General features: G+C 34.6%; 18 protein-coding genes. 12 read left to right on the top strand and 6 right to left on the bottom strand.

Translation table 11 applies throughout. The features are described 5' to 3' along the window. Positions 1–825, bottom strand: a complete 825-nt coding sequence (folP, locus tag BUA03_RS11545; RefSeq protein ID WP_066077066.1) for a dihydropteroate synthase — start codon at positions 823–825, stop codon at positions 1–3. 88 nt (positions 826–913) lie between these two features. Here folP and BUA03_RS11550 point away from each other — a divergent pair, with 88 nt between their 5' ends. From BUA03_RS11550 to tpiA, 4 genes are all read left to right on the top strand, one after another. Continuing rightward, positions 914–1,459, top strand: coding sequence for a DUF1599 domain-containing protein (locus BUA03_RS11550; RefSeq protein WP_066077070.1), 546 nt, complete (start codon positions 914–916; stop codon positions 1,457–1,459). 19 nt (positions 1,460–1,478) lie between these two features. Further along, complete coding sequence (locus BUA03_RS11555) at positions 1,479–2,579, top strand: BT_3928 family protein (protein WP_066077208.1); 1,101 nt, start codon at positions 1,479–1,481, stop codon at positions 2,577–2,579. A 359-nt stretch (positions 2,580–2,938) separates the two neighbouring features. Further along, on the top strand, positions 2,939–3,433 hold the full coding sequence (locus BUA03_RS11560) for a TlpA family protein disulfide reductase (protein ID WP_066077074.1): 495 nt from the start codon (positions 2,939–2,941) through the stop codon (positions 3,431–3,433). A gap of 87 nt (positions 3,434–3,520) precedes the next feature. Continuing rightward, positions 3,521–4,273, top strand: a complete 753-nt coding sequence (tpiA, locus tag BUA03_RS11565) for a triose-phosphate isomerase (protein ID WP_066077077.1) — start codon at positions 3,521–3,523, stop codon at positions 4,271–4,273. A gap of 53 nt (positions 4,274–4,326) precedes the next feature. On the opposite strand, the gene BUA03_RS11570 is transcribed toward tpiA, so the two are convergent. Beyond that, the gene (locus BUA03_RS11570) at positions 4,327–5,550 is read right to left on the bottom strand and encodes a porin (RefSeq protein ID WP_066077080.1); all 1,224 of its coding nucleotides are present in this window, start codon (positions 5,548–5,550) and stop codon (positions 4,327–4,329) included. A gap of 94 nt (positions 5,551–5,644) precedes the next feature. Here BUA03_RS11570 and prmA point away from each other — a divergent pair, with 94 nt between their 5' ends. The 4 genes from prmA (at position 5,645) to BUA03_RS11590 (ending at position 8,875) form a co-directional block, all read left to right on the top strand. After that, positions 5,645–6,505: a 50S ribosomal protein L11 methyltransferase gene (gene prmA / locus BUA03_RS11575; protein ID WP_066077083.1), complete on the top strand. Its 861-nt coding sequence runs from the start codon at positions 5,645–5,647 to the stop codon at positions 6,503–6,505. Positions 6,506–6,551: 46 nt separating this feature from the next. Continuing rightward, positions 6,552–6,827, top strand: a complete 276-nt coding sequence (locus BUA03_RS11580; RefSeq protein WP_066077086.1) for an ATP-dependent Clp protease adaptor ClpS — start codon at positions 6,552–6,554, stop codon at positions 6,825–6,827. A 95-nt stretch (positions 6,828–6,922) separates the two neighbouring features. Further along, positions 6,923–8,194, top strand: a complete 1,272-nt coding sequence (locus BUA03_RS11585) for a sterol desaturase family protein (RefSeq protein ID WP_066077089.1) — start codon at positions 6,923–6,925, stop codon at positions 8,192–8,194. A 9-nt stretch (positions 8,195–8,203) separates the two neighbouring features. Continuing rightward, entirely contained in the window at positions 8,204–8,875 is a 672-nt protein-coding gene (locus tag BUA03_RS11590) for a lysoplasmalogenase (protein ID WP_066077092.1), read from the top strand. 44 nt (positions 8,876–8,919) lie between these two features. Here the strand turns inward: BUA03_RS11590 and BUA03_RS11595 are convergent, their stop codons facing one another. Then, entirely contained in the window at positions 8,920–9,336 is a 417-nt protein-coding gene (locus tag BUA03_RS11595) for a DUF6691 family protein (protein WP_066077094.1), read from the bottom strand. A 35-nt stretch (positions 9,337–9,371) separates the two neighbouring features. Further along, positions 9,372–9,932, bottom strand: coding sequence for a YeeE/YedE family protein (locus tag BUA03_RS11600; RefSeq protein WP_066077097.1), 561 nt, complete (start codon positions 9,930–9,932; stop codon positions 9,372–9,374). 185 nt (positions 9,933–10,117) lie between these two features. Between BUA03_RS11600 and BUA03_RS11605 the strand changes: the two genes are divergently transcribed. The 4 genes from BUA03_RS11605 (at position 10,118) to BUA03_RS11620 (ending at position 13,782) form a co-directional block, all read left to right on the top strand. Further along, entirely contained in the window at positions 10,118–10,567 is a 450-nt protein-coding gene (locus BUA03_RS11605) for a 2-dehydro-3-deoxyphosphooctonate aldolase (protein WP_066077101.1), read from the top strand. Positions 10,568–10,760: 193 nt separating this feature from the next. Then, complete coding sequence (kdsA, locus tag BUA03_RS11610) at positions 10,761–11,579, top strand: 3-deoxy-8-phosphooctulonate synthase (RefSeq protein ID WP_066077104.1); 819 nt, start codon at positions 10,761–10,763, stop codon at positions 11,577–11,579. A 19-nt stretch (positions 11,580–11,598) separates the two neighbouring features. Next, positions 11,599–12,444, top strand: coding sequence for a hypothetical protein (locus tag BUA03_RS11615; protein WP_066077107.1), 846 nt, complete (start codon positions 11,599–11,601; stop codon positions 12,442–12,444). A 246-nt stretch (positions 12,445–12,690) separates the two neighbouring features. After that, positions 12,691–13,782 (top strand): sensor histidine kinase, encoded by a 1,092-nt coding sequence (locus BUA03_RS11620; RefSeq protein ID WP_066077109.1) that lies wholly within the window; start codon positions 12,691–12,693, stop codon positions 13,780–13,782. Positions 13,783–13,824: 42 nt separating this feature from the next. Here the strand turns inward: BUA03_RS11620 and BUA03_RS11625 are convergent, their stop codons facing one another. Together BUA03_RS11625 and BUA03_RS11630 are read right to left on the bottom strand one after the other, a co-directional pair. Next, positions 13,825–15,204 (bottom strand): M28 family peptidase, encoded by a 1,380-nt coding sequence (locus BUA03_RS11625; RefSeq protein ID WP_066077112.1) that lies wholly within the window; start codon positions 15,202–15,204, stop codon positions 13,825–13,827. A gap of 139 nt (positions 15,205–15,343) precedes the next feature. Continuing rightward, positions 15,344–17,440 carry a glycoside hydrolase family 97 protein gene (locus BUA03_RS11630; protein WP_066077115.1) on the bottom strand — a complete coding sequence of 699 codons (2,097 nt, stop codon included), beginning with the start codon at positions 17,438–17,440 and terminating at the stop codon, positions 15,344–15,346. Between the last annotated feature and the right edge of the window lie 35 nt (positions 17,441–17,475).

A 17,475-nucleotide genomic window follows, 5' to 3' on the forward strand; every position in this document is an offset into this window, starting at 1 on the left:
TTATAAATTAATTTTATTAAATAATTGAACACATTCCATAGCTTCTTTGACATCATGAACTCGAAGGATTTTAGCCCCTTTGGTCAATGCCAAAGTATTTAAAATAGTTGTTCCGTTTAATGCCTTTTCTATTGTGATGTCCAGCGTTTTATAGATCATCGATTTCCTAGAAACTCCGATAAGTAATGGCAATTCGAGCATTTTAAACAATTCCATTTTTTGAAAAACCTCAAAATTTTGATCGATCGTTTTAGCAAAGCCAAAGCCTGGATCTATGATTAAATCATTGATTCCAAAACGTCTCGCTTCTGCTACTCGTTCTGAAAAATAATACAGCATTTCTTTGACAATATCTTCGTAATTGGTAAGACTTTGCATGGTTTGTGGATTGCCTCGCAGGTGCATCATAATATAAGGAACATTGTGTTTTCCCACTACTTCCAACATTTTATCATCTAGTTTTCCTGCCGAAATGTCATTTACGATTGCGGCACCAATGTCAATAGTAGCTTTAACAACTTCACTTCTAAAGGTGTCAATGGACAATAATGTCTCTGGAAAATGTTTTAGAATTAAATCTACAACTGGAACAATTCTTGAAATTTCTTCCTTTTCAGACACAAATTCTGCATTGGGTTTACTCGAGTAAGCGCCAACATCTATAAAAGTAGCGCCATCAAGTAGCATTTTTTCGACTTGGGAAAGGATTTCGGTTTCATTTCTATACTTTCCGCCATCAAAAAAGGAGTTTGGCGTCACATTCAAAATCCCCATTACTTTGGGCGTTTCTAAGTCAATAAGTATTCCTTTACAGTTAATCGTCATGCGTTTATGGTTTTAAAGACTTCAAAATTCTGCATTCAAAAAAAATATCTTATTTTTGAAAAAATTTGAATACAAATATACACCAATAATGAAGAATACTTCAAAGGAATATGACACTGTTATTGCAACTTGTCGCACGCTTTTTGTTAACAAAATGAAAGATTACGGCTGTGCTTGGCGCATTTTAAGATTGCCATCGCTTACCGACCAAATCTACATTAAAGCCCAAAGAATTAGAAGCTTACAAGAAAACGAAGTTCGTAAAATTGAAGAAGATGAAACAGGCGAATTTATAGGAATCATCAATTATTCCATTATGGCGTTGATTCAACTAGAATTAGGCGTTGCTGACCAACCTGACTTAAGTGTTGAAAAGGCGACTGAATTATACGATTCCAAAGTAAAACTGACCAAAGATTTAATGGAAAATAAAAATCATGATTATGGGGAAGCTTGGCGCGAAATGCGTGTGAGTTCCTTAACTGATTTGATTTTGCAAAAATTACTTCGCGTCAAACAAATTGAAGATAATAAGGGAAAAACTATAGTTTCTGAAGGAATCGATGCTAATTACCAGGATATGATTAATTATTCGATTTTTGCCTTAATTTTAATGGGTTTTGGAAATAATTAATAAAAGCAATCAAAAAAAAATGAAAAATATAATTACTCAATTTTCTAGAATATTCGTTGGAATATTGTTCATCATTTCAGGATTAATTAAATTAAACGACCCCATCGGGTTTTCCTACAAACTGGCAGAATATTTCAGTGAACCTGTTTTTAACATGCCTTTTTTCGTACCGTTTGCTTTAGCATTTGCGTTGTTTTTAGTGATTTTAGAAGTAGTTTTAGGAATTATGCTACTTATTGGATATAAAACTAAATTTACTATTTGGAGTTTATTACTTCTGATTGTAATGTTCACTTTCCTAACTTTTTATTCTGCTTATTTTAATGTGGTAAAAGATTGTGGTTGTTTTGGCGACGCTTTGAAACTAACCCCTTGGCAATCTTTTACAAAGGATATTGTCCTATTGTTTTTTATAATTATATTGTATGTAAACAGAAAATTGATTCAGCCATTGTTTAACAATAATGTTCAAAATAGTGTTATTTACGCCAGTATCGTTTTATCTTCCCTTATGGGAGTATTGGTTTTGAACCACTTACCATTAATCGATTTCAGACCTTTCAAAGTTGGAAATAATATACAGAAAGGGATGCGCATTCCGGATGGTGCTGAAAAATCAGTGGTAGAAATGGTTTTTATTTACAAAGTGGGCGGAGTTGATAAAGAATTTACTGAAAAAGACTTGATGAATATTCCAGAAGGTGCTGTTTTTGTAGACCGAAAAGACAAAGTAATTACGGAAGGTTATGTACCCCCTATTCATGATTTTACTATGGAAAAAGAGGGTTCAGACTATAAAGAAGAATTTTTAGAAGCATCAAAAGTGATGCTCATTGTCGCCTACGATTTAGTGCATGCAGATGAAGATGGCTTAGCCAAAATGGAAAAACTAAATGCAGATGCTAAAGCAAAAGGATACCAAGTAATTGGAATGACCGCTTCCTCCCCAGAAGAAATAGCGGCAGCAAAAAAACAATTCGGAATGACCTTTGATTTCTATTTCTGTGATGCTATCACCTTGAAAACCATCGAAAGAGCTAATCCTAGCATCGTCATTCTAGATAAAGGAACAATACTGCAAAAAGTGCATCACAATGATCTCGCAGATTTGAAATTATAGACGGAATTTAAGATTGTATTGAAGCAAGAGCTACTAAAGATACTCTTCAATAACAAATATTTGTTATAAAGTTAGGATAGGAACTGTAAACACTTTTTAGGAGTACTTGCAGTTTCCATCCTTTTTTGTTTACGGTTTATCAGTACACTTTAAGACAAAAAATTATAGGATAAAAAGCAATCGTCTTTAGTCTAAAAAAGAAAAGGCATGCTCACGATATTAAAAATTTTAGTTTGGCCGTATTATTTATCAACTACAACGATATTTTTAAGTATTTTTAAAGTTCAACTTCCAAAAAAGAGTATTCTGTAGGAATGGTTCAATTTGTTTGATTAACTTTGTTATAAAACTATTTGATAATGAAAAAAATAATACTACTTCTGGTAGCAGCTGCAACATTCTCGTGTTCTAAGCCTCAAAAAACCGAATTCTCCAAAGAAGCTTTATCAGAAACTCTTTTAGCCACGGATGGAAGCCAAGTTGCTTTTCAGGATATTTTAGAAAAATACAAAGGTAAAACGCTAGTCATTGAAGTTTGGGCCTCTTGGTGCGGTGACTGCGTACAAGCAATGCCAAAAATAAAAGACTTACAAGCTAAAAATCCTGATGTTTCATACCTGTTTATTTCAATGGACAAAACCGCCGATAAATGGAAAATTGGAATTGAAAAACACGATTTAAAAGGAGATCATTTCATGTCAAATGACCATATGAAAGGCGTTTTTGCCACAGCTGTAGATGTAGATTGGATTCCGAGATACATTGTTGTTGACAAAAACGGAAAAATCGCTTTGTACCGTGCTATTGAAACTGATTTTGACAAAATCAATGAGACCCTAGAAAGTTTAAGATAAATTCTCTAAATAGTAAAGAGAAATAAAATACCTTATACAGCGCTTTCAAAAAATTTAAAACCAAAAACTAAATATAACACCACTAATATGAGAAAAAAGATTGTTGCAGGAAACTGGAAAATGCATAAAAATGCAGAACAAACAGAAGATTTATTGAATGAATTAATAGCAAAAATCCCAACTGAGACCTTGGTGCACGTTATTGTAGCGCCTACTTTTGTGAACTTGGCTTCTGCTGTCGATCATTTAGAATTTACTAATATCGAAGTTGCTGCACAAAATGTTCATCAAGCAGAAGGTGGTGCTTTTACGGGCGAAATTTCAGCTGATATGTTGAAAAGTGTTGGTGTGGATACCGTAATTCTGGGACATTCAGAACGCAGAGCTATTTTCCATGAAACAGACGCAGTAATAGCCAATAAAGTAAATACTGCATTGGAACATGACATGAGAGTTATCTTTTGCTTTGGAGAAGAATTAAAGGACCGCCAATCTAAAAATCATTTTAATGTCGTTGAAAATCAATTGAGAGATGGTTTATTTCATATTGAAGCTAAGGACTGGGAAAGTATTGTTTTGGCCTACGAGCCAGTTTGGGCAATAGGAACTGGAGAAACAGCTTCTCCTGAACAAGCACAAGAAATGCATGAGTTTATACGAGAAACGGTTCGTAAAACTTTTGGAAGTGACATTGCTGAAAATGTATCTATCCTTTATGGTGGAAGTGTAAAACCGGATAATGCAAAAGAAATTTTCTCAAAACCAGATGTTGACGGAGGTCTTATTGGTGGTGCTGCACTCAAAGCAGACGATTTTGTCGCCATCGTTAACGCACTATAAAAGTTTACTTAAAAAACGTAAAAAAAGCGGTGATTTTCTATCACCGCTTTTTTTTATATGCCTATTTCCACCTGAAAACGCAGATACCAATTATTTTTTATACTTCCATCAAAATAATTTAAAGTATCTAAAGTTAATTCACTTTGAAGTTTGAAACTGTGCTCCCAAATATATTTAGTCATGCCCACCGTATATTGTTTGGAATTTGGTGCCAACGCTTGAATATCTTTCCCTAGTTTTTGTGTTGAATATCGTCCAATGACTTCATAATTTGAAGGAAAATTATAACTCAACTGATAATCAAATCCACTACCTACATAAGCAAAATTTGATTGTGCGTTATTCTCTGGATTTATTGTAACAGCATTTCTTGATGTAGCTCTAGACATGTAACTTGACATTGCTGCCCATCCATTGTATTTTAACATGGCATCTAACATTACTGATTTCAAGGTGCGCTCTTCAAACAAATCATTTCCTAATTGCCCCTGTGTTCTCTTGGCGTGATTATTTTGTTGAAAAGCTCCAGAAAGCAATAATTTAGGCCTTTTTTCTCTTACGATATCCCCTTCAAAATAAGTACCATCTTTAGCAAAAGATCCAAATGGCAAAAGCTCCACTTTACCAGTCACTGCGACTCCAGCATCAGCATTCCCAGTGATGTTACGTCCTTCACCAGTAGAAATCGCGGTTTTAAAATTGTATGAAAATTTATCTTTAAATTCATTAATATTGTGAATTTGAAAACCAAAATCCCTATCAATCGTAAAACGGGCATTATTAATAGAGCGATCTGTTAATTGCAAACCGCCAGATGAATTAACACGCTGGCGATTCCCAGGTAATTTAGTTTGTCCAAAACCGATATTCCAATGTTTATTAGGTCTGTAAAAAACAACCGCATCCCGAATAATATTAATATTTTCCCCTTCTTTAATTTCTCCCACATCACCTGGAGCAAAGGACAATTGAATGGCATATAAGAATTTTGGCGTTCCTACATATCCATCCAATCGCAAACGCAAACGTCTAATTTGTCCATCATAAGCTCCATCTTCCCCGTCATTGTCCAAATAAGTTACTCTGTTTTGCATCCGAAAACGAATATTCAACTGGTATAAACTGTCTGGAGAAGTAATTCCAATTCCTTTTCCAAAGCTGTAGTACGGAAGTGCCGATAATTTCAAATCGTTATCCTCTTTCGTCTGTTTGATGTTTTCTTGAGCAGTTCCTAAATAACTGTACAAGAACACCAAAAAAAGTGTCATTTTTTTCATTCTTAGTAGTGTGTTTATCTTGCAAATGTAAAATAAAAATTGATTTCCAAATGCGATTTAAATAGTGATTGCTACCTTTGTAAAAAAAAGAAGCATGTCAAACATATATATTGGGTATCATTTTACTATTGAATCAAAAGACCAAAGCGATAGCGAACAAGCGAAACAATTAGGTTCTGAAATATTAATTGCCGAGTTAGGAGAAAGGGCCTTTGAGAGTTTTACTGAAACGCAAACGGGGGTTTCAGCTTTTGTTCAAAAGGATTTATGGGACGAAACTATTTTAGAAGACATTCATATTCTGCAATCGGAAGAGTTTACAATAACTTATACTTTTGAAGAGATTGCACAAGTCAATTGGAATGAAGAATGGGAAAAGAATTTTGATGCTATTGATGTAGATGGAAATTGCCACGTTCGCGCGCCTTTTCACCCTAAAACAGATGCCGAATTTGATATTGTAATTGAACCTAAAATGAGTTTTGGAACAGGTCACCATGAAACAACGCACATGATGATTCAACATTTACTAGAAATGGATGTTACCGGACAAAAAACACTCGACATGGGCTGTGGAACTGCAATTTTAGCAATACTTGCTGAGATGAAAGGCGCACAACCCATTGACGCCATTGATATTGACAACTGGTGTTACCTAAACTCTATCGAAAATGCAGAACGTAATAACTGCAAACACATTACCGTTTATGAAGGAGAAGCTGCTTTATTGGTAGGCAAAAAATACGATTTGATTATTGCCAACATCAACAGAAATATTTTGTTGAACGATATGCAAAGTTATGTGGACAGCTTAAATCCAAATGGAACATTGCTCTTAAGTGGTTTCTACCAAGAGGATATTCCATTCATAGACACTGCTTGTACAGAGAAAGGGTTAACTTATGTTAAAAAACTGGAAAGAAACAATTGGGTGTCTTTAAAATATGTAAATTAGTAGTGATGTTTTTTTATTAATTACGAAAGTACAAAAACCTACAAAAATGAGTACTAAAGAAAAAGTAAGAGAAAGAGTAAGTGTCAAAGAAGCAATACAATTAGACCATGAAATTGTAGTTTACAACGATGATGTAAATACTTTTGACCATGTTATTGAAACTTTAATTCGCGTTTGTGATCACACGCCTGAGCAAGCAGAACAATGTTCCTTGATTGTACATTATAACGGAAAGTGTACCGTAAAAACTGGTTCTTACGAAAAATTGAAACCACAATGCACCCAATTATTGGAAGCAGGTTTAAATGCAGAGATTATTTAAAGAATAGTAGAAACTTCCCATAGAGAAATAAAATGCTGTGGATAATTTAAAAACATTTTCTTTTATTCTATATTTGAATACTAAAAATAGTTTTTATGGAAGAATATGGTAAAATTTTAGTTTTTGTAATGCCCATTTTTTTAATTTTAATTATCCTTGAAAAAATATACGGGCATTACAAAGGAGAAGACACTTCCCCAAATATGGACTCCGTTTCGAGTGTAAGCTCCGGAATGGTTAATTCCCTAAAAGATGTATTGGGGCTCAGTATCACGCTGGTTTCCTATGATTGGATTGCCTCCAAAATAGCTTTGTTTGATTTAGAAGCAACAGTTTTAACTTATGTTATTGGTTTTATTGCTATCGATTTTTACGGGTATTGGAGCCATCGAATGTCTCACCAAATTAATTTCCTGTGGAATAAACATGCTATTCATCACAGTAGTGAGGAATTCAACTTAGCATGTGCCTTGCGGCAACCCATTTCTAGTTTTGTCAACCTGTTTACCTTTTTGCTGATTCCAGCAGCACTTTTAGGTGTTCCCTCCAAAGTGATTGCGATTACCTTACCCATTCATTTATTCCTGCAATTCTGGTATCATACTAAGCACATTAAAAAAATTGGTTTTCTAGAACATTTATTGGTTTCTCCCTCACATCACCGGGTACATCATGCCATCAATCCCGAATATTTGGATAAAAATCATTCACAGATATTTATAATTTGGGACAAATTGTTTGGCACTTTTCAAGCAGAATTAGCGTCGGTTCCTCCTGTTTTCGGCATTACAAGACCAGCACGAACATGGAATCCAATCCGCATTAATTTCCAACATTTGTCATTGCTAATTACCGATGCTTGGCGCGCCGAAAACTGGAAAGATAAGTGTATAATTTGGTTCAAACCTACAGGTTGGCGTCCAGAGAATTTTGAAGAAAAATATCCAGTAACTAAAATCACAAATGTGTATAACTTTGAGAAATATGGAACTCAACATTCCAAAAAACTGATGTATTGGTCCATTTTTCAGGCAATTACTACCTTAATATTAATTAGCTATCTGTACAACTCCATTGCAATAATAGGCTTGCCAAATGTATTTATTTACGGTGCTTTTATTTTTTTGACCGTTTATAGTTACACGGAATTAATGGATACGCGAAAAATTTCTATGCTATGGGAAAGCATCCGTTTTGTGGTTGGTATTGGATTAATTTTCTATTTTGGAGATTGGTTTGGAATGAACCAACTTTTTCCTTTTGCTAGTTACATTATTGCGGCTTATCTTCTTTTATCTCTAGTAGTAACGTTATATTTTGTAAGAAGAAATTTTGAAAAAGAAACATTAATAGTACTTCAATCCTAAAATCACCTTATGAAAAGCAACATAATAGTAAAGAGTTTTATTGGTTTTAGTTTAGTTTATCTTTTGTTAATTCTATTGGGACAAGAAGATTATGCATGGTTTTTAAAACCATTTCTGTTGCCTTTTCTCTTACTCGCTGTTTACACACATGAAAGATTTGTTACCAAAAAAATTCTATTAATAGCCTTGACGTTGTCTTGGATAGGTGACATCATTTTGATGTTTGCGGATCAAGGGAAGCTTTATTTTATTGCAGGATTACTTGCTTTTCTCCTTTCGCATATTTTCTATATCCTACTTTTCAGCAAACAATTAAAAATTTATTTAAAGAAAAGTAAAATCATTTATTGGGTTGGAGTTACTGCAATAGCCTTTTATTTAATTGTGCTACTATTGCTTTTATTACCTAGTTTGGGAGACTTAAAAATTCCAGTTTTTATTTATGCGCTAACAATTTCAATTATGTTATTATTTGCCTTAAAAGGCTTTTTAAACTGGCAAAAACCAGCGAACATTTATATTCTAATTGGAGCCATTATTTTTGTCGCATCCGATAGTATTTTGTCATTTGATAAATTTTATGCCCCATTGCAATACAGTTCCTTTCTGATTATGACAACTTACCTCATTGCGCAATACTTAATTGTGGTAGGCATTTTAAAATTAAACCAAAAAAAGTAGCGTTTTCCTATGAAAACACTACTTCGTCACTAGATGTCTTTTAATTAATGAGGCAGTTTACTCTTCAATAATCCGTAGAGATATGTTCCTACAAGTGCTCCAAAAAGCACTATTAACACGGTCCAAAAACCAGCACCAAGCAAAATGAATATAGGCCCTGGGCAGGATCCCACTAATGCCCAACCCAATCCAAAAAACAATCCTCCAATCCAATACCGTGCTGATCCTTTTTCTTTGTCAGGGATTTCAATCGATTCTCCCTTAATGTCTTTTATGTTATTTCGTTTTATGATTTGGATTCCAATTATTCCTGTCAAGATCGCAACCGAAATAATTCCGTACATGTGAAAGGACTGAAAGTGGAACATTTCATAAATGCGATACCAAGAAACTGCTTCTGATTTAGTGAGCACGATTCCAAAAATGAATCCAACCAAAAGATATTTTACTATATTTTTCATGCTTTAAATTTTAAATGATACTAACGTTACTTTTCCTACTTTACAATTAAGGGCAATAACAAATGTGCCATGATCAGCCCACCGATAAAAAACCCAATCACCGCTTTTAGAGATGGAATTTGCAAATTACTTAAACCCGAAATAGCGTGACCTGAAGTACAACCTCCCGCATAACGAGAACCAAAACCGATCAAAATGCCTCCGATAAGCAAAATAAAAATGCTTTTTGGAGATTCTAAAATGGAGTTTCCAAAAAGTGCATCTGGAACTAATTTTCCATTTGGAGCATCGATTCCGAGCGCTGCTAACTGCGAAATTGTTTGAGGATTAATGGTTACATTTGAGGCATCACTCATAAAATGCACGGCAACAAAACCACCTAACATGGCACCCAAAACGACCACTAAATTCCACCGTTGTGCTTTCCAATCAAAATTAAAAAAGGCGACTTGTTTTCCTAAACCAGCCATAGAACAAAGCGAGCGTAAATTAGAAGACATTCCGAATGATTTACCTAAATAAATAAGAGCCAACATAATCATACCGATCAAAAACCCAGAAATATACCACGACCAAGTCTGAAAAATTACATTCATAATTGTTTTTTTTGGGCAAAGATAAGAAGCATTTTAACAGATAAAATGATAAATAAAAAATTCCGTAAAAAAGGTTTTTAAATATCATAGGAACTCGTTTTGCGATTGAAGTTCTATCTATCTTTGCAGCATTGTAAACATAAGATTCTCTAATTACATTTTTCCTTTTTAATACTACCTACAATATGAAAAAATCGATTCTTCTTTTTGCTATCCTAATTAGTATGACCTCTTGTTCGAGTACACAATCTACTTTGAAAAATACTGATGAAAACGCACCAAATCTTGTGTTGGGTAAAGACAATACGTTTGTAATTACTGAATTTAGTACAGACAAAAAATATGGCTTTGATAAAGACTATCCCATTAATTTATTTTTCAATAACACAAAAAATGAAACTGTCAATCAGCAACGATTTTTTAATGCTCTTGCTGGGCCTAATGGTGAAAAGATAACCTTTATAAAGTTAGAAAACTGCTGCCCGTTTCCGACAAAAAGAAGCGACCTTGGTGCTGGATTTTTAGAGGTATTCGAAATAAAGTGGGCTGGGCAAAAAAAACCAATTCTGCTTTACGTTAACATCTATGAAAAAGGAATTTTGATGGTTCCAATGGGTTTTTCGTTAAAAAAATAATAGATTTTGAACACCATAATATCCTAATAAACAAATTCTATAGCCCTGATGGCAGTAAAAATCCTCCCGTTTTTCAGGGAGATTGCAACGTACAGCAGGAAATAGCTCTCAATAAAAAGTTAATAATAAAAATTATTTAGAATTCATAAATCGTAAAACCTAACTATCTTTGCACCTTCAAAAAATAACTACTATGAACATACATAATATTCCCCAAATTAAGCATACCGAAAGTGGTAACTTCTTCTTATTAGCTGGTCCTTGTGCCATTGAAGGGGAAGAAATGGCGCTGCGAATTGCCGAAAAATTAGTTGGAGTTACTGATAATTTACAAATTCCTTTCGTTTTTAAGGGCTCGTTCAAAAAAGCCAATCGCTCCAGAATTGATAGTTTTTCAGGAATTGGCGATGAGAAAGCACTCAAAATTCTTAGAAAAGTTTCAGAAACTTTTGGAGTTCCTACCGTTACTGACATTCACACGAATGAAGATGCGGATATGGCTGCTCAATATGTAGATGTACTTCAAATACCTGCTTTTTTAGTACGCCAAACTGATTTAGTAGTGGCTGCTGCCAATACAGGAAAAGTGGTTAATCTAAAAAAAGGCCAATTCATGAGTCCAGAAAGCATGAAACATGCAGTTCAAAAAGTATTGGATTGCCACAACAATAACGTGATGGTTACGGACAGAGGAACCATGTTTGGTTACCAAGATATGATTGTTGATTTTAGAGGAATTCCTACCATGCAACAGTATGCTACTACCGTTCTTGACGTGACTCATTCGCTGCAACAACCCAACCAAACGGCTGGTGTGACTGGCGGAAGACCAGATATGATCGAAACTATTGCCAAAGCCGGTATTGCTGTAGGTGTAGATGGGATTTTTATTGAAACCCATTTTGATCCTGCTAATGCAAAAAGTGATGGTGCTAATATGCTACATTTGGATTATTTTGAATCCTTAATGACCAAGTTAGTTGCCATCAGAAAAACAATAAATACATTTTAAATTTAGGCCCTCAAATTCATTGAAACATCTTTTTTATTATTCCGCATTCCTTACTATTTTATTGACCAATAACGTAACTGCGCAGGAAACTACAGAAATTCAAAATAAATACACAACGCATAACAAAGGTAAATTTTTTATATCGTGGGGAGGAAACAGAGACACCTACTCCAAATCAGACATAACTTTTAAAGGTAAAGATTATAATTTTACATTAGAAAATGTGGAAGCACATGACAAACCAAAAGGCTGGCATGTAGATTATATCAATCCTTCAAGAATGACGATTCCCCAGACTAATTTTAGAATGGGTTACTTCTTGGGTGATCATTATAGCATAGCTATAGGAGTCGATCACATGAAATATGTCATGACGCAAGACCAAACCGTTACTAGCGATGGCTATTATCCTAAACCAGGATCGTATGATGAAATATTGCCCAACAGTCAAGTTTTACTGACAGAAGAATTTCTAAAGTACGAACATACTGATGGTTTAAATTATATCAATACTGAAGTATCTCGACATGACGATATCTCCTCATTGTTCCATATTGAAAATACCGATAAAATTCAAATCAATTTAACGGAAGGCGCTGGTTTTGGTCTTTTATATCCAAAAACAAACACAACCTTATTGGGGAAAGAACGACATGATGATTTTCATGTTTCCGGTTACGGCACCTCGTTAAAAGCAGGACTGAATGTTACTTTTTTCAAGCACTTTTATTTACAAGGAGAACTCAAAGGCGGTTATATCAATATGCAGGATATTAGAACAACACAAAGTACTGAAGACAGTGCTTCTCAAGACTTTTTCTTTTTCCAGAGAATTATTGCGGTTGGAGGAATATTCAAGATCTAAATATTTTTTTAAAACATTAAAAATAGGCTGTTGTTTTACATCGGCCTATTTTTGTTTAAGCTCTATTTTAATACTTTGCTTAGAAAATCCACTTTTTTAACTAAAAATTTGTTAGAAATATTGCTTTTGTTTTACTATTTAATGATTAAATTTGAGAATATCTTTTCTTTTAAAAATAATCGCCGCTAAACAATTCATAAAATTCGTTTGAGCCCGACATCTCAATAATAAATACTATTAAACGCAATGACCAAAAACAAAACTAATCCTGATGTAGAGGGAATTTATCACTTTGATAATTTTTTTAATATCTCGGCTGATCTTATTTGTATTGCAGGGTTTGATGGTTATTTGAAGAGAATAAATCCCGCACTTTCTAAATTATTAGGGTACACCGACGAGGAGTTGTATGCAAGACCAATCAGTAGTTTTGTTTATGAGCCAGACCTTAAAAATACAATAGAAACTAGGGAACATATATATAAAAACAATCCGCTCTTAAATTTTGAAAATCGATATTTGACTAAAGCCGGAGAAATTGTCTGGTTATCTTGGACATCAATGCCGGTTGTGTCTGAGAAATTAGTATATGCAATTGCCAAGAACATCACTCACAAAAAAAAAGTGGAAGAAGAACGCAATTTACTTCTTGCAAATCTTACCCAAATTAACAAAGAACTCACCATTTTATCACATAAAACATCCCATGATTTAAAGTCTCCCATAAATAATATGCTATCTGTTTTCAGCCTCATTGATGTTTCAAAAATAAATGATCCAGAAACGTTGGAGTTAGTAGAAATTCTTAAATTAACCAGTGAAAATTTAAAACAAACTTTAAATGATTCTATTGATCAATTAGTAGAAAACGAAAGTATCAATACTCAAATTGAAGAAATAAATTTAAATGAATCACTCGCTGAAGTTCTTGTCTCTATAAATTCCTTAGTACGCGATTCAAAAGCAGTTATTAATATTGACTTTTCAGCTTTTGAAAAAATCAATTTTAATAAAGCATATATCAAAAGTATTTTTTTAAATTTATTAACCAATTCCATAAAATATTCAAAAGCAAATCAGGCCCCTTACATTAACATCCAATCAAAAAAAATAAATGGAGTTGATCAATTGCTTTTTTCTGATGAAGGTCTGGGTTTTGATATGGATAAGGTGAAAGATAAGATTTTTGGATTGTATGAAAAATTCCATAGTAACAGTGACAGCAATGGTATAGGATTGTATTTGGTTTACAATCACATCACTAGCTTAGGCGGAAGAATTGCAGTAGAAAGTAAGATAAATGAAGGTGCTACATTCACCATTTCATTCAAATATTGAAAAAAAATGGGACTCTAGCACCTTCAGTATTTCCATCTATTTCTATTTTTGAATTCCGTTTTGATCTATCAAATAGAGCAAAGAAGCCATTGCTGCAGCTCCCAACTCTAACTCCCTTTTATTGACTGCATCAAACGTATCATTTGCAGCATGATGGTAATCAAAATAACGTTGTGAATCCGGTTGCAATCCAACTTTTACAATTTGTTTGGATTTCAAAGGTCCAATATCAACCCCAGAATGTCCCTTTACAAATTTGTGAATCAGATACGGTTCAAATAAAGTAACCCAACTACTGATTTTGTTGAAATTTGCTTCATCGGCATCTATTGAAAAACCTCTTGGTGAAAAACCACCCGAATCACTTTCTAAAGCAAAAATATGGTTTTCCTTGTTTTTATTGGATTGATCTTCATATTCTTTTCCACCACGGACCCCATTTTCTTCATTCATAAACAGCACCACTCGCAGTGTGTTTTTTGGCTTATAGCCAATGTTTTTGAAGATATTCAAGACTTCCATACTTTGTACACATCCTGCACCATCGTCATGCGAACCATCGCCCAAATCCCAAGAATCTAGATGTCCACCCACAACCATAATTTGTTCTGGATACTCCGTTCCTGTCATTTCGCCAACAACATTATACGACAACACATCATCAAAGGTTTGACACGATTGTTTCAGATAAAAAGAAGCATTTGGATTTGCTTGTAAACTCTTGCTTAAAAGTTCTGCGCCGTTGGTGCTAATAGCCGCTGCAGGAATTCGTTGTTCTTCTACACTATCTCCATAATTCGTAGCACCAGTATGTGGAAAATCATCCAAACGTAAATTCATAGACCTCACAATAACGGCTAAAGCTCCTAGTTTCCCAGCTTCTTTCGCGCCGGATGATCTTTGATCCACACAACTGCTGTAGGCTTTGAAGGTTTCAACAAATTCTGGATTCATGGGTCTGTTAAAAAACACAATCTTTCCTTTGACATTAGCTTCGCCAAGTGCTGCTAATTCTTCTAAGCTCTTCACTTCAATAACAGTCGCTTTCAATCCTGTTTTTGGCGTGGCTACAGAACCACCAAGAGCACAAATTGGGAATATAACTTTTTGATTTCCAGTTTGTAAATACCCAATTTCTTTTTCGCCCCTAACCCATTTTGGCACCATCACTTCCTGTAGATACACTTTATCTAACCCAAGAGTTTCCAGTTGCGCTTTGGCGTACAAAACTGCTTTATCGGCTCCTGCAGAACCTGATAGCCTAGAACCAATGGTGTTCGACAAATGTTCCAACCAAGGATAACATTTGGCATTAGTCAGCGAAGATTTATAAATTTCTTTAAGCGTTTGCTCGTCTTTGGTTTGTGCAAATGTGGTGAGGCCACCAATAAAAAGTGCGGCTAAAACGATTGATTTTTTCATAATAAATGGAAGTCTTTTTGAATAGGATTCTTAAGAATTTTGGTTTTGATTACAGTGGCAATTTCGTCATTCTCAACGAATATTTAGCACAGGATTCAAAAAAAAATCCTGCAAGAGTAAGTTCTTGCAGGATTATATTTTATTGGATGGGTTCAAAACTAATTGCTGTTCCGCCTCCAGGAGCTAAATTCAGCTTAATTTTAGATTTGCTAGTCACTACAGTAGTTCTGATTTGATACGCAATAGGATTGCTTTTCCAATCTGCATTTTTTGCATCTTCATAGATGATGGCTTTGTATTTTTTTCCTTTAGATAAGAAATCCAATTTCACCTCCGATTTCCTCGCATTCTCATCCGTAATTGCGCCTAAAAACCAGGTTTCTTTACCTTTGGTTTTTCGCGCAACGGTGACATAATCTCCCGGTTCTGCTTCTATATAAATACTGTTGTCCCAATCCGTTTCAACATCTTTTATAAATTGAAAAGCATCTGGATATTTTTCGTAGTTTTCTAATAAATCGGCTGCCATTTGCAAAGGCGAGTACATGGTTACGTACAACGCCAGCTGCTTGGCTAAAGTTGTATGGACCTGCTCTGTTTTATTTGTATCATAATAACTCATTTTGATTTCAAATATTCCGGGTGTGTAATCCATTGGTCCGCCTAGTTGTCTGGTGAATGGTAAAATGGTTTCATGCATCGGCGGATTCCCAATACTCCAGGCATTAAATTCGTTTCCGCGAGCCGCTTCAGCAGCGATGTAATTAGGATACGTTCGTCCGTAACCCGTAGGCCTTGATGATTCATGAGAATTGATCATGATCTTATAATCGGCAGCGCGTCTGGCAACAAAATTAAAATGATTGACCATCGATTGTCCGTCATGAAATTCGCCACGCGGAATAATTTTACCTACATAACCCGATTTTACGGCTGGATAATCATATTTTTTCATCAAATCAAACGCGCGATCTAAATGTCTTTCATAATTACTAACTGATCCAGAGGTTTCATGATGCATAATCATTTTGACCTTTTTTTCTTTGGCGTAAGCCGAAAGCGCCGCAATATCAAAATCAGGATAAGGCGTGGTAAAGTCAAAAACTTCCTCTTTCCAGTTGCCATTCCAGTCTTCCCAACCGGTATTCCAACCTTCGACAAGCACCCCGTCGAAACCGTTTTTTGCAGCGAAATCAATGTATCTTTTAGTATTTACAGTAGTTGCTCCGTGCTTTCCAGACGCTTTAGGCGCATCGGCAAAATTAGTCGCATTTTGAGAACCTGCATAATCCCACGTTGATTTTCCGACGTGCATTTCCCACCAGATTCCAACATATTTCATTGGTTTAATCCAAGACGTGTCTTCTAATTTTGACGGTTCGTTTAGGTTCAAAATCATTTTAGATGCAACAATAGCTCTGGCATCATCACTGATCATGATCGTTCGCCAAGGCGACACACATGGCGTTTGTAGATAGGCTTTGTCGCCAAGAGCGTTAGGAACCAATTCCGCTTTTAATTTGTAATTGATCACATCAGCATTCAAATGCATCACTGGATAATTGACTACAGCCGCTTCAAAAATATTGAGATACAATCCTGATGGCGCTTTCATCATCAAAGGCGTTTGCACCATATATTTCCCGGGAATTGATTTTACACCAATTCCATTATTCATATTGATTTTAGAGTTGTCAATCTCTGAAAATTTAGTTTCATTGTATTCGTATTCATTGCTGTCAAAATCCCCTGGAATCCAGAAAACTTTATTGTTTGCAGTAAAATTGAATTGGGTAACCTCATCAGAAATAATGAAATAATTCAACTCTGCTTGCTTTGGAAAATCATATCTAAATGCTACACCTTCATCAAAAACCCTAAAAATGATATTCATTTTTACCTTCGTTTCATTGTTTATGAGAGCGATAATAAGCTCGTTGTAATGATTAACAATAGTTGATTGTTCCCCTAAAACGGGTTTCCAAGACTCTTTAAAAGTACTCGTTTTTGAAGTTATAATTTCAAAATTAGCATCTAAGGCTGGTTTTTCTTTCAATTTTATTCCCAAAGCACTTTCCAAAACGACTGCTTTATTTTTATAGTTTACCGCATAAGAAGGCTGTCCGTTACCCACTACTTTAAAACTTAAGGCGATACTACCCGAAGGCGATACTACTTTTTGTGCCTGTGCAACACTTAATACAAATACGACACAAACAGAAAATAAATATTTCATTTTAATTGTTTTTTTTGAAAGGATAAAAGTAAATA

It is taken from the genome of Flavobacterium fryxellicola, assembly GCF_900143245.1.
Taxonomy (GTDB): domain Bacteria; phylum Bacteroidota; class Bacteroidia; order Flavobacteriales; family Flavobacteriaceae; genus Flavobacterium; species Flavobacterium fryxellicola.